The 12,476-nt window shown below is 56.0% G+C and carries 15 protein-coding genes; 3 read left to right on the top strand and 12 right to left on the bottom strand.

The genetic code is table 11. The features are described from left to right. The first annotated feature begins 7 nt into the window (after positions 1–7). On the top strand, positions 8–1,222 hold the full coding sequence (locus tag KB235_RS05050) for a trypsin-like peptidase domain-containing protein (RefSeq protein ID WP_211780611.1): 1,215 nt from the start codon (positions 8–10) through the stop codon (positions 1,220–1,222). 16 nt (positions 1,223–1,238) lie between these two features. Here KB235_RS05050 and KB235_RS05045 read toward each other — a convergent pair whose 3' ends face one another. Then, positions 1,239–1,403 carry a hypothetical protein gene (locus KB235_RS05045; protein ID WP_034807509.1) on the bottom strand — a complete coding sequence of 55 codons (165 nt, stop codon included), beginning with the start codon at positions 1,401–1,403 and terminating at the stop codon, positions 1,239–1,241. Positions 1,404–1,421: 18 nt separating this feature from the next. Beyond that, positions 1,422–1,646, bottom strand: coding sequence for a hypothetical protein (locus KB235_RS05040; RefSeq protein WP_034817819.1), 225 nt, complete (start codon positions 1,644–1,646; stop codon positions 1,422–1,424). Positions 1,647–1,772: 126 nt separating this feature from the next. On the opposite strand from KB235_RS05040, the gene KB235_RS05035 reads away from it, so the two are divergent. Beyond that, the gene (locus tag KB235_RS05035) at positions 1,773–2,654 is read left to right on the top strand and encodes a tetratricopeptide repeat protein (protein WP_029334427.1); all 882 of its coding nucleotides are present in this window, start codon (positions 1,773–1,775) and stop codon (positions 2,652–2,654) included. Positions 2,655–2,696: 42 nt separating this feature from the next. Here the strand turns inward: KB235_RS05035 and KB235_RS05030 are convergent, their stop codons facing one another. The 7 genes from KB235_RS05030 to KB235_RS05000 form a co-directional block, all read right to left on the bottom strand. Then, entirely contained in the window at positions 2,697–3,443 is a 747-nt protein-coding gene (locus KB235_RS05030; RefSeq protein ID WP_211780610.1) for an SDR family NAD(P)-dependent oxidoreductase, read from the bottom strand. A gap of 105 nt (positions 3,444–3,548) precedes the next feature. Next, positions 3,549–5,252, bottom strand: a complete 1,704-nt coding sequence (locus KB235_RS05025) for a methyl-accepting chemotaxis protein (protein ID WP_211780609.1) — start codon at positions 5,250–5,252, stop codon at positions 3,549–3,551. Between the two features lie 188 nt (positions 5,253–5,440). Beyond that, complete coding sequence (locus KB235_RS05020) at positions 5,441–7,282, bottom strand: methyl-accepting chemotaxis protein (RefSeq protein WP_211780608.1); 1,842 nt, start codon at positions 7,280–7,282, stop codon at positions 5,441–5,443. 120 nt (positions 7,283–7,402) lie between these two features. Next, complete coding sequence (locus KB235_RS05015) at positions 7,403–7,615, bottom strand: DUF2922 domain-containing protein (protein WP_034807495.1); 213 nt, start codon at positions 7,613–7,615, stop codon at positions 7,403–7,405. Between the two features lie 28 nt (positions 7,616–7,643). Further along, on the bottom strand, positions 7,644–7,856 hold the full coding sequence (locus KB235_RS05010) for a hypothetical protein (protein WP_034817824.1): 213 nt from the start codon (positions 7,854–7,856) through the stop codon (positions 7,644–7,646). Between the two features lie 26 nt (positions 7,857–7,882). After that, on the bottom strand, positions 7,883–8,023 hold the full coding sequence (locus KB235_RS05005; protein WP_081825866.1) for a YvrJ family protein: 141 nt from the start codon (positions 8,021–8,023) through the stop codon (positions 7,883–7,885). A gap of 72 nt (positions 8,024–8,095) precedes the next feature. Next, positions 8,096–8,308 carry a hypothetical protein gene (locus KB235_RS05000; RefSeq protein WP_034807491.1) on the bottom strand — a complete coding sequence of 71 codons (213 nt, stop codon included), beginning with the start codon at positions 8,306–8,308 and terminating at the stop codon, positions 8,096–8,098. 320 nt (positions 8,309–8,628) lie between these two features. Here KB235_RS05000 and KB235_RS04995 point away from each other — a divergent pair, with 320 nt between their 5' ends. Next, positions 8,629–9,069 carry a MerR family transcriptional regulator gene (locus tag KB235_RS04995; RefSeq protein WP_034817825.1) on the top strand — a complete coding sequence of 147 codons (441 nt, stop codon included), beginning with the start codon at positions 8,629–8,631 and terminating at the stop codon, positions 9,067–9,069. A gap of 54 nt (positions 9,070–9,123) precedes the next feature. Here the strand turns inward: KB235_RS04995 and KB235_RS04990 are convergent, their stop codons facing one another. From KB235_RS04990 to KB235_RS04980, 3 genes are all read right to left on the bottom strand, one after another. Further along, positions 9,124–9,465, bottom strand: a complete 342-nt coding sequence (locus KB235_RS04990; protein ID WP_034817826.1) for a YxeA family protein — start codon at positions 9,463–9,465, stop codon at positions 9,124–9,126. Between the two features lie 13 nt (positions 9,466–9,478). After that, positions 9,479–10,201 carry an ABC transporter permease family protein gene (locus KB235_RS04985; protein WP_211780607.1) on the bottom strand — a complete coding sequence of 241 codons (723 nt, stop codon included), beginning with the start codon at positions 10,199–10,201 and terminating at the stop codon, positions 9,479–9,481. 438 nt (positions 10,202–10,639) lie between these two features. Continuing rightward, a complete protein-coding gene (locus KB235_RS04980) occupies positions 10,640–12,472 on the bottom strand; it encodes a bifunctional diguanylate cyclase/phosphodiesterase (RefSeq protein WP_211780606.1) in 1,833 nt (610 codons plus the stop codon). Between the last annotated feature and the right edge of the window lie 4 nt (positions 12,473–12,476).

Here is a 12,476-nt window from a genome sequence, read left to right as displayed (position 1 = left end):
CATCCTCGTGACTTGCCCGAAATGCGGAACGAAAACCCGCTCGCGAACGACTGCTTGTCCGACGTGTGGCCACCGCTCACGTCGCTATCGCTGGTTCGTCGTCCCATTTGCCATCGCCCTCATCGCGTTTATCGCCGTCGTGACGAACGCTTATTTCAAGGACAGTTCGCGCTCGGCCGACTCCCTTGCCGACAAAGTCCGCTTGAATGTGACCGACGACACCGTCTCGGCGGATGCGGCGACTCCCGCCGACCTCGACGCCTTGCAAGACAGCCTCTTCACCGTCAGCAACGGCACCGGTTTCTTAATCAGTCCACAAGACGTCTTGACGGCCGCTTCGAACGTGGCCGGTTTGACGGATATCATCCTCGAACGGGACGGAAACGAGATCGCCGGGACGGTCGTCGGGCGAAACGACGCCATCGCCGTCATCCGTATCGAACAAGTTGATTTGACGCCGTTCTCGTTCACTCAAGCAATCGCCGCAAGCGATGAGTCACTCCTGACGATGACGTCGAAAGACCGCATCAACGGCACGGTCACGTTCAGTGAGACGGGCTATGAGCGAAACTTCGATTTGCCGCGTTACGCGATCGGCAGTCCGCTCCTCACCGAGAACGGGCGTGTGCTCGCCATCCATTTGCGCGAGTTGACGTTACCGGTCATTTTGTTCGAACAAGACGTCCAGTCGTTCCTCGAATCGGACACGCCGGCACCACCGACGGCCGAACTCGCACCGGTCGCACCGATCTCTCCGCTACCGAAAGAGGCCCCTGTGACGGAAGCACCAGCACCAGCTCCTGCGCCGGCGGAAGAAACGCCGCCAGCACCCGAGACACCAGCTGAGCCCGAAGCACCGGCTGAACCAGCCGAACCGGCACCAGCTGTCGAGGAGCCCTTAGAAGCGACCCCGCCGCCTGAAGAGGAGGCACCAGCTGAAGCGGCGCCACCTGAGGAACCGGTGACCGAACCTGAGCCGCCAGTGACCGAACCGCCGGCTGAACCAGAAACGCCGGTAACGGAACCGGCCGAACCGGTCGAGCCGGAAAAACCGGCGGCCGACACCGAGAAGCCGGTGAAAAAGCAGGACAACAAGCCTACCGATAAACCGAAAACCGAACCACCGGTAAAAGAAGACAAGCCGAAATCAGAAGAATCGAAAGAAGACCCAGCGGCATCGTCCGATGAGCCTGTCGACGAAGAAAGCACGCCTTCCGAATGACGGAAGACGTGCTTTTTCACGTGTCTTTGTTGAATTTCCGTTGCAAGTTGCCGAGCAGCCCACCGAGCAACAGCAGAATGATCGACAACATCCAAAACGGCATGACGTCCTGCAACAACCAGACGAGCAAGGCGCTAAATCCGATGACCGCGCCGAGCCAAACGATGTTTCCTTTTCCCATACCCTCACCTCAACCCCATCATAACACATCGATTCGGTGCGCCGTCGCCTGTGGCGGCAAGGAACGCGTCATCTTCTCGTCGTGTTCGACCCGGACGTGTTGGCCGATCGCGAGCGGCGGCTCATGCTCGAGCCCTTCTTCCAAATGAAAAACGATTCCGTCAAACGGCTCGGCTTCCGGCGATGGGGCGACGCGAATCTTCGCTTCCCCGATGTCGACGATATAGCCTGTGAACGTGGCCATCTTGACTCCCTCCTTCATGTCGGATGTGTACACTTTTTCTTTTCCCATTTTTTGAAAAAACTCTACTCGTGATGCCGATTCACTTGTATAATAAAGCAACAATCCTAAACGTACGGAGGGACCCAGATGACGAAACACACCATCGACTTACACACCCCAGAATTTCAACGGACGTTCCTCGAGATGATGTTGCTTGAAGAATTAACGGAGACATATAACGCCGAGGCGATCGAGACGCTCGTCACGCGCGGCGAGACCCGGTTCCCGGACGACCCGTTCTTCCCGGCGATGCGCGCCTATCCGCTCATCCGCGAAGGTGAGTTCGACCAGGCGAAACAACAGCTCGACGCGGCGAGTGCGCTCGGCGACCACTACCTCATTCATTGCCTGCTCGGCGCGCTCAGCGACGACGCCGGCTTCACGTTCGAGGCCGAACAGCATTACCTTCGCGCCATCGAACGGTTTCCAAACGTCCCGATGACGCAGCGGGCCATCGCCATCCATTACTTCCACCGCAAGTTCTACGGGGAGGCCGGGCTCCATTTGATGCATTACGTCCGACTCACCGGATTCAATGAAGAGACGGTGCCGATGCTACTCGATTTCTTCCAAGTGTATGACGAGATTCCGCTCGAGATGAACGATGAGCTCTTAAAAGCCGCCATCGGCTACTTGAACGCGAACCCGCGCAACCCGCACGCCCATTCGCTCTACGCTTCGATTTGCAGCCACCGGGTCGACATGCTCGTCAAAGGCAAGCCCGATCAAGACACGCTCGATGACGAGACGATTCACATGTTGCTCGAAGTCGAAGAGCACGGCATGTGGAGCGCGACGTATGACGACAGCGAGGACCAGATGTTCCGCGCCATGTTCGCCGACTATGTCGACAACGTCATCTTACCGAACACGTCTAAGTTTTATGTCTATCGTCTTCGTCTTCGCTATTGGTACCACCGTCTCACGCACCGTGTGACGGGTGGGTATGCGGATTCGTCGATGCGCTAACAAAACCCGCCTTCTGAGTGAAGGCGGGTTGTTTTTATATGCTCACATAAACGGATGAATCGGTCCGCGCAACTCGAACGAGTAATCCTCGTGGTTGACGATGCCGACGACCTCGTCGCTCTCGAGCAGCTCTATCAAGAAGCCGGCCATCTCTTCGGCCGTATGGTACTTCTCGACGTTTTGGCTATAGTCGAAATTCTCCTCTTCCCGGGCCCGGCTCGCGAAACCGGTCTCGGTCGCTGCCGGCGCGAGCACTTTCGCCCGCAATTTGTCCCCATTGTTCATCAACTCACGGGCAAGTCCTTCCGTATAGGCGCTGACATAAAACTTCGTCGCACTGTACGTCACGCCTTTTTTCGCGATATGGTAGCCGACGACCGACGCGACGTTCAAAAGCGTCGCCCCTTCGACGTCATGGTAGTCGCGAACGTATAAGTTCGACAGCACCGTGAGCGCCTCAACGTTCAGACGGACCATGTTTTCCATCTTTCCGACCTCGGCGTCTTTCACGAAGTTCGAGTCCCCGAACCCAGCGTTGTTGATCCACGTCTCGATGTCGAGGTCGGCGAGCGACTCGTACAAGGCGTACACGTTCTCGCTATACGAGAGGTCGTTCGTCTTCAAGATGACGTCGCTATCCGGTGAGATCGACTTAATTTCTTTACGCAACTTCTCGAGTTCGTCTGTACGACGCGCGACGAGAACGAGCGACTTTCCTGCTTTCGCGAGTCGTTTCGCCGCCTCGTATCCGATTCCTGAGCTCGCACCTGTAATGACCGTATATTTCATATCGATTCCCCTTTTCATCTTAAAGTTCATTCTTTTCGGCAATTCCCGAAATGGATACCGGTCAATCCTTCGGACGTACAAAAAGCCGTCCGAAGACGGCTTTCGTCACGTATTGAACTTGCCAATCAACGTCTGGAGATCTCCAGTCATGTTGCCGAGCGATTCGGCGACCCCGTTCAACTCTTGAATCATCGCAAGCTGAGAGTCGCTCGTCTCTCCGACACTGCGCATCGTCGTCGCCATCTGTTCACTCTCGCTCGCGATTCCGAGCGCGGCCGTCGCGACTTGTTTCGTCGTCAAAGCGATCTCGCTCGACGCCTTTCGGATGTGGAGCGTGTTGTCGACCGACGTCTGCAGCTGCTGAACGATTTGACCGAATGCATGCGTCGCTTGTTCGAGTAATCTTGTGTTCACGTCGACACGCTTTGCACTCATTTCATGACGCGTCAGTACCGCATTCGACTGGACTTGAATCGATTCGATTAACCCGGCGATTTGCGTCGCCGACTGCTTCGATTGTTCGGCGAGCTTCCTTACCTCTTCGGCGACGACGGCGAATCCTTTTCCTTGTTCGCCGGCCCGGGCCGCTTCAATCGCGGCGTTCAAGGCGAGTAAGTTCGTCTGGTCGGTAATCGATTGGATGACCTCGGTGATTAGTGCGATCTCGTCCGACTGTTGCTTGAGCGTCGCGATCGACTCACCTGTGAGGCGTGTCTCGGTCTCGAGGGCGAGCACTTCCTGTTTAGCTTGCTGAATCGTCTCCCCGCCGTCCTCGGCGAGCTTCAGGCTAGTCGAGACGTCTTCACTGATCGTGCCGATGGAGCGCGCGATTTGGTCGACGCCTTCGTCCGCTGCGGCGACTGCCTTGGCGCTGCCGGTCGCCTCGCGCGCCTGTGCGACCGTCTCCTCGACGACCCGCTCAATCATCCGCGTCGTCTCTTCCGTCTGCGATGACATCTCTTCGGTGCTCGCATACAGCTCTTCTGACTGGGCCGTGATCTCTTGGGCGTTCCGGCTCACTTCGTCAATCAACTCGCGCAAGTTGAGTTTCATGCCGTTGAAGCCGACCATGAGTTGACCAATCTCGTCACGCGTCAGCGCCTCCAAGTCGTCTCGTGTCAAGTCGCCGCTCGCGACGACATCGACTTCTCTCGCGAGGAGACGAAGTGGCACGGTGACCATCCGTTGCAAGAAGTAGCCCGCTCCGAGCGTAAGGACGAGAATAAGGATAGCGACGCCGGCCGAATACAGAACAGCGCTCTCGCCAAGATTCTCGAGCTCGTCTTGTTTCGCGAGCATCGCCGCCTCCGACTCGGCTTGAAGCGTTTCACCGGTCTCGGTGATCGACTTCGTCACGTCTGGCATGAGTCGGAGCGTCAGTCGCTCGATGTCTTCCGCGTTCCCTGCATCCGCCGCTGCGATCGCTTGCGTCGCCAGCTCGTCATAGCCTGCCGCGTAAGCCAACAGACGTTCGAACTCGCTCCGTTCGTCGTCCGTCTTGGCCAGTCGCATCAACTCCTCGATCGCGGCTGTCTTCTCTGTCCCACCGCGTTCGATTTGTTCACGACGCTCGTCGTTTTGGTCGAGGATATAGCCGCGTACGCCGTACGCTTGCCGCGTCATGCCGAGCGACAAGTCATCGGCCGCCTTCATCTTCATGACGTCCTCGGCAATCATCGTCTTATACTGACTCGTCATGTTGTGAAGCGTCCACAGGTTATAGCCCATGCCAACCGTCACGAACAGGAGAATCAAGCCGATGCCACTGAATAGTTTTTGCGTTAACGATAGTGTTTTGAATCGTTTCATGTCGTTCGAGGAACGTGTCCTCTTCCACCTCTATTTCTCTTTTTTTGGAACTACATGGATTTTATCGGATGGTGCAAACGTTTTTCCAATGCTAGCACTACTTTTTGTTCGGATTGACCTATATTTTGATTTTCTGGTTCTCGAAATGGACAAAAAAACCGCAACGGACGTCCGCTGCGGTCTCCTCTTTATAGTTTGAACTGCGATACCCGGTTCGAGAGTTCGACCGCACGCTGTTCCGTCTCCTGCATCCGCTCTTGCACGTCGTTGAACCGTTCGACCGAGCGTTGGACCTTCTCCGAGATTGACTGCGTCCCGTCCGCCCCTTCCGTCACGGTCGTCGCGACTTCTTGGATGACACCGAGAATCGTATCGGTCATATGACGTAGTTGAAGCGCGTTTCCTTCGAACGTCTTCGCCGTCTCACCGAACACGGTCGCGTCCGCCTCATACTGCGTCGCCGACGCCTCTAGCCGGTCGTAGTCCGACAAGACCGTCGTGTCGAGGAACGACAACATATCGGCCGAGCTCGTATTCAACCGTTCGACCGAGTCGATGACCGTGTTCGATACGTCTCGAATCTCGTTCACCGTCTGGCGTGAGTTCTCGGCGAGCTTCCGAATCTCCGAGGCGACGACGGCGAAACCGCGTCCCGCGTCCCCGGCCCGCGCCGCTTCGATGGAAGCGTTCAAGGCGAGCAAATTCGTCTGATCGGCGATGGCGAGGATCGCGGTCGTCAAGACGCGAATCTCTTCGACCGACTTCGCCCCCCGAATCGCCTCGTCGAGTTCGACCCGCTTCGCCTCGATGATCGCGGTCGCTTCCGTTTTTGATTGGATGGCCTGCGTGCGCATCGCATGGGCGCGCTGTTCGACATGTTGCGCCGTCTCGGCGCTGTCGTTCGACAGGTCGACGATTGAATCGATTGAACTGCCCATCTCTGTCGTCGATGCGCTCATCTCTTGCGAGGAAGCGGCCGTCTCTTCCATGCCGGCCGTCAGTTCTTCGACCGTGCCGGACGTCTCTTCCATGTAACGGCTGAGCTGCGTCACTTCGGCGGCGACTTCTTTCGACGAGACGAGGACGACTTTCGCCGTCTCGTCGACGTCAATCATGATGTCACGAAGCGAGGCGATGAACGTGTTGAACGAGCGGCTCACTTGTGCGATCTCGTCATTCGACGTGACCGGAATCGACATCGTCAAGTCACCGCCTTGCGTCGCGAGCTCGTCAAACTTCGTCTGAAGCGTCCGCATCGGCCGGATAATCGAACGGAGCAGGCTCAAGCCAAGGAAGAGGAGGAACGACACCGCGCCGACCGTCACGGCGATGAGGGCGATGAGCGACTGTTTGAACTCACGTTCCATAGCGGCACCGACCCGTACCGACTCTTCCGAGTTATAGGCGACGAGCGCCGTCAAGCGCTGGGTGAAGTTGTCGTACGTCGCTTGGGACTGGGCGTCATAGTAAGATCGCGCCATCCCGTTGTTGCCGGACGTACTGAAGATGAGCATGTTGTCGGACACTCGCTGATACATCTCCCATTGACGCGAGAAGTAGTCGAACAGTTCTTTGTCCGTCGCACTCGTCACCGTCGCCTCGTATTTCGGGGCAATTTCATTGATGCGAGCCCGGATGTCTTGCATCTTCGTCATGAGTTCGTCTTTCCCGGCCGCGTCCTCGGTGACGATATGCTCGAGTTCGAGCGCCCGATAATTCGCGGCGAGCGTGTTCAATTCATGAGCATAATCGAGTCCGCGGTTCCATACGTCGACGATTTCACCAGCCTGCTTGTTCGCATCGTTCAATGACACGAGCGAATAGCCGCCGACCCCGATGACCATGAGGAGCGACAGGAGGACGAGCCCCCATAGCTTCTGGCGAATCGTGAGCCCTTTCGTTTTCCCTTCGGTTTGACGTTGCCGCACTTTGACCGGCCATTTGAGTGATGGCAACCGGAATGCAGGTTTTTGGCTCAGGCGACGTCTTACCCGTTGCACCGTCGCCGACCAACTTACTTTTCTCTTCATATGTAAAGTCCCCTCTCAAAACCAACGTTTCTTCCTATATCGACCGTTATCAGAAAACTTTGAAGACGATTGACCAACATTAAAAAAAGATGGCTGAACGTTCAGCCATCTTTCAACCCATTATTGGACGTTCAATACGGTCGTCGAGCCTTCGATCATCTTGATTTCCGTCCATTTGACGACGTTCTTGGCGAGCGGGTCGTTCGCGACCATGAAGTCGGCGAGCGCCTTTACCTGCATCGGGTCAATCGGTTGCTTCACGTTGTTCAAGCGGAAGCGCGTCACTTTGTTAAACGTATCCAAAAAGGCGATTTCGAGTTTTGTTTCAGTCATGGTTCATTCTCCTCCTTAAAGTGGGTGATTAGACGAGGTCGTATTCGCGGACGACGGCGAGCGTGAAGTCTTCTTGAACGATCAACTCAAGCATGAGGTGACCGAACGACTCGGCCTCGTTCGCCGTGAGCGCCGCACGGATTGGGCCGAACCGTTGCGCTTTTTTCGTCGGTTTTAAGCTTTCCAAGTTGTGATGCGTCGTCAAGACGAGCGTCGCTTTCTTTTCTGATAGCTGTGCCATGGGGGATGGCTCCTTTCGGGGGATGATTACAAGTCAGAAGGGTAAGTGGAGTCCAAGCGCTCGAGCAGCTGAATCATGCGCTCAAGCCGCGTCTCGATCCGGTGGAGCAAGTAGAGCGAGACGACAATCGGAAATCCGAGGTTCGAGATGAGTTCGGGCCAGCTCATGTGACCACCTGCTCATCGTGCCGTTTGCCGGCGGCGGGACGAGGGGGGATGCGCATAGAGGGTTCCTCCAATTTAGACCGTCACGTGGAACTCACGGGACACGACGTACGTAGCCGAGTCGACGGACAAGAGTCGCGTCACGAGATCACCGAACTGCTTAATCTCCGCCGTCTCCATCCGGGCGCCAAGTGGACCGAACCGGACGAGTTGCCGCTTGTCTTTCCCATCGACGACGCGTTTCGTGTCGAGGTAAAAAATGCTTGCGTATTCTCGATAAATTGCCATATGTCTCACCTCCTTCGCCCCTATTAACCAAAGATGGTAGAAGTTTGCTCAATTTATTTGTTTTTGTGATTCAAGGACTATCGAACTATTTATTCTGAATATTAGTTCATTTTATCATACTCCGCTTTGTGATTGAGTTTTCATACCTTTTAGGGTATTGTAAAAGACGTTGAACCGGCATTGAAAATCCGTCAATAGTCCCACGAATTCATTTCCCCACTTTCAAAAAACTTACAGTTAATGATTTGAAAATGGGGTACTATACGAGGGAGGGCATTTTCAGAAATGACCAGTTTGATTTGAAGAAGGAGATACCTTAGATGAACAGCTTAGACATCACACTCAACCCCCTTATTCCTTCCGCTCAACTCGACTTCGACCATACCGACCTGACATTTCGTGCGACCGAATGGGATACGTACCGTCCCGAACACGGGAAACCGTATCAGCTGAACAACCGGCATCTGAACGTCTACCCGCTCAAAGAGTTGAGCCGGGCGTTTCACATCGCCGGCATCCCCCGCAGCCAGCAACAATTGATCAAATGGGAGACCGATGGCATCTTGCCGCCGACCCCGTTCACGATTGGGCGCAAACGGTACTATACAGAAAATCAGATTCGGACCATCGTCGACATCGCATTGGAATGCGGACTGCGGCCGCGGACGCACGTCAAAAAGACGAACTTCTCGCAATTGGCCCATAACGAATTGTCGTACATACTCCAACTTGAACTCGCAGATGAATCACCGCAACCATGAGAAAGACCGCCTTCCCTGACATAAACAGGAAAGGCGGTCTTTATTGATATGTGATTATAACTTCTCCCGCGCCGCTTCCGGCACGTCAGACGCCTCGACCTCATCGTATGATGTGACCGCTTCATCTTTCATATAGAGCATCAAAAAAGCGCCTTGACGTAATTCTTTCGCTGCCGTGAATGTGACGTCACGCGCCTCTCCGTCGTTCGTGTACGCCTCGGTCTCATAGACGTAACGACGGACGACCTCTCCCGAGTCGAGCGTCGTCTCTTCGACGTTCGTCACGTCCCCGACTTGAACATACGCGTTCTCTTTCCCGAGCCGATGCCAGTCGATGTTGATCAGCCCGACCGTCACGAGGACGAACGCGAGCGTAAACCCAATGATTTTCTTCATCTTCATTTCCTCCTTAACATACAGATTTTGTGAACCGTTTGACGGTCACGACATAGTACATCGCGTACACGGCCGAATAGACCGCCATCCAGACGACGACCGGCACGGTGAAGTCCATCGCGAACAGACGGGAGAACGCGACCAAGGCGACGCTCGCGTGGAGCAACCCGAGCACATATGGCGCCAAGAAGATGACGGCGACTTGATGCCGAATCGTCTGTTTGATGTCGCGTTTCGAGATCCCGACTTTACGCAACACCGCATACGTCGCCCGGTCCGCCTCAGCTTCGGTCATCGTCTTGAAATAGATGACGCTCCCGGTCGCGACGAGGAAGACGAGCCCGAGGAAACTGCCGACGAAGAGGAGCGCCCCGTTCACGGCCATCGTGTCGCGATACAAGTCCGTCGCGCTCGAGAAGCTCGGAAGTCCGGATAAGCGTTCCGACAATGCCGCCTGGTCTTTATAATCGGCGACTTTCACCGTGTGATACGCGACCGTGTCACTCTCGATCGCTTCATAGACGTCGTCCCGGGTGACGAGGAAGATGCCGCCGAACGTCATGACGTTGAGCGGGGTCGCTTTGACCCGCTCTTTGACAGGATACGTCGCGCCATCGACTTCGACTTGATTCATCTCATCATTGAACCGCTCATCATAGAACGGGTCGACGTGACGAGCGAGTCCGGCGTCGGCACGTCGATTCGTATCGAGTTGCCATACGCTCCATGAAGACACAAAAAGGGTTCGCCGCGGCGAACCCTCAGATTGTAGAAAAAGTCACGTTTCAGGCGAACTGAAACGTGACTTTTTCGTTTTCTGGCCTTGAGGCGCTCTGCCCGAGCGACTTTTCAGGCGGGTTGGGCGTCCTTCCATGCCAAGCCTGCCATCTTCTTGAGATTGAGGGCGGCAAAGGGTAGCATCGTCGCCATGACGGGTTCTCTACCTCTCATTATAAAAAAGGGGCGCGGGTACGAAAAGAGGGATGGATGCGTGGACCGAACAAGGGCACGGCGAGACTTCTAGGGGAATAGCAAGCAAAGGGAGACCCAGCAGCGTTAAGCGATGCGGCTCCCTGCTTGCCCCCAGAAAAGCGAACTGTGCCCGGTCGGACAAATAAAAAAACTGCAGACAATGTTTTGTCTACAGCCTGAGGGTTCACCGCGGCGAACCCTTTTACATTTGTTCATATGATTTAATCCAAGCTTCAAGCTCCTCAATCGGGAGCGGACGCGAGAAGTAGTAGCCTTGCATCTCATCACACCCGAGCGCCTTCAGCGTCTGGCGCTGGCTCTCCGTCTCGATTCCTTCGCACACCGTTCGTAACTTCAACCCTTTGGCGAGCTCGATGATGGACTGGACGATGACGTTCCCGGTCGGGTCGCTCTCTGTCGCCTGGATGAACTGCCGGTCGAGCTTAATCTCGTGAATCGGATAGTGCTTCAAGTAGACGAACGCCGAGAAGCCGGTGCCGAAGTCGTCAATCGAGATGGAGAAGCCGACGTCCCGGAAGTCGATGAAGCGTTCGATGACGTGCAACTGGTTCTCCATGCCGACGCTCTCCGTGATCTCGAACGTCAAATACGTCGGACAGACGCCGATGTCGCGGACGATGTGCGCGAACTTGTCGACGACCCCGTCTGACAAGAAGTGACGGGCCGACAAGTTGAGCGCGAGCCGGTACTTGCGCCCCGCATCGTGCCACTCCTTCAACTGCCTGCAGGCGATGGTGAACATCTGTTCTTCGAGCGTGATGATGACGCCGGTCGATTCGGCGAGCGGGATGAAGTCGAGCGGCGGGACGAGTCCTTGTTCCGGATGTAGCCACCGCATGAGACCCTCAAACCCGTTCAACCGCCCGGTCGCCGCATCGATTTTCGGCTGATAGAAGAGCGTGAACTCGTTCAAGGCGATGCCTTTACGAAGATTCATCTCGAGCGTCAGTTCGGCCGCCGCCTTCTCCCCCATCTCCGGCTCATAAAACGTGACGATGCCACGTTGCACGTTGCCGCTCTCGGCGAGCCGCGTCGCATGAATCAACTCGAGCGTCGAATACGTCTTGTCCTCAATCGCGATGAAGGCGCTCATCGTCAAGACGACATCGAGCGCGCCTACGGCATACGCCTCTTTCGTCACCGTCTCCGCGAGCATGTCGGCGACCCCGAACGCTTTGATGCGGTCCCCGTAAGGCGTCCAAACCATGAAGCCGGACTGCGAGATGCGCGCAAGCATCGTCGGGTCGACGATGTGGCGAAGCCGGGCCGCGACGTCTTTGACGAGCGCGTCGGCCTTCTCGAGCCCGAGCGCGTCCTCGATCGCCCGGAACTTGTCGACCTTCAAATAGATGAGCGAGCCGAGATGGCCGTCCGCCTCTTCCCGGACGCGGTCGACGTGTTCGACGAACGCGTTCTCGTTCATGAGTCCCGTCAGCGCGTCCGTGTAGGCGAGACGCGTGACGTGTTCCTCGATCGATTGACGCTCGAGCCGGAGGTAGAGGATGGCGATGAAGTCCGATAACGTGCTGACGATGAGTTCCTCCATATACGTCCACGTCCGCGGGGCGAACGTCTCACAACAGATGACGCCTTTCGCGTACTCGTTCGCATAGATCGGCGCGTCGAGCATGGAGTAGATGCGCTGTCCTTCGACAAAGTATTGTTGATACAAATCCTTCACCCACGGGTGGCTACGTACATCGTCGAACGGGAGCACCCGGTTCGTGCGGAGCGCATCGAAATAGACCGGCGCGGCATCCCGATCGACGATCAAGTCCGGTTGGGTGTGCCCGACCTCTTTCGAATACGCGACTTGGCAACGGATGGACGCGTACGTGTCATCGAAGTGCCAAATCGAGACGGTGTCGACGTCGAGCATATCCGAGACGACTTGACACATATAGCTGATCGCCTGATGGACCGTCGCTTCATTCACGTCCGGCATCCGTACGAGGTCGAACAGTTTCTCTTGATGTTTTCGATACGATTGTGCGGAAAAGTTCCCCTCGGTCATAAGT

Source organism: Exiguobacterium alkaliphilum, assembly GCF_018138125.1.
Lineage (GTDB): Bacteria > Bacillota > Bacilli > Exiguobacteriales > Exiguobacteriaceae > Exiguobacterium > Exiguobacterium alkaliphilum.
The sequence above is the reverse complement of the archived record's forward strand: the minus strand, read 5'-3'. Positions and strand labels throughout refer to the sequence as shown.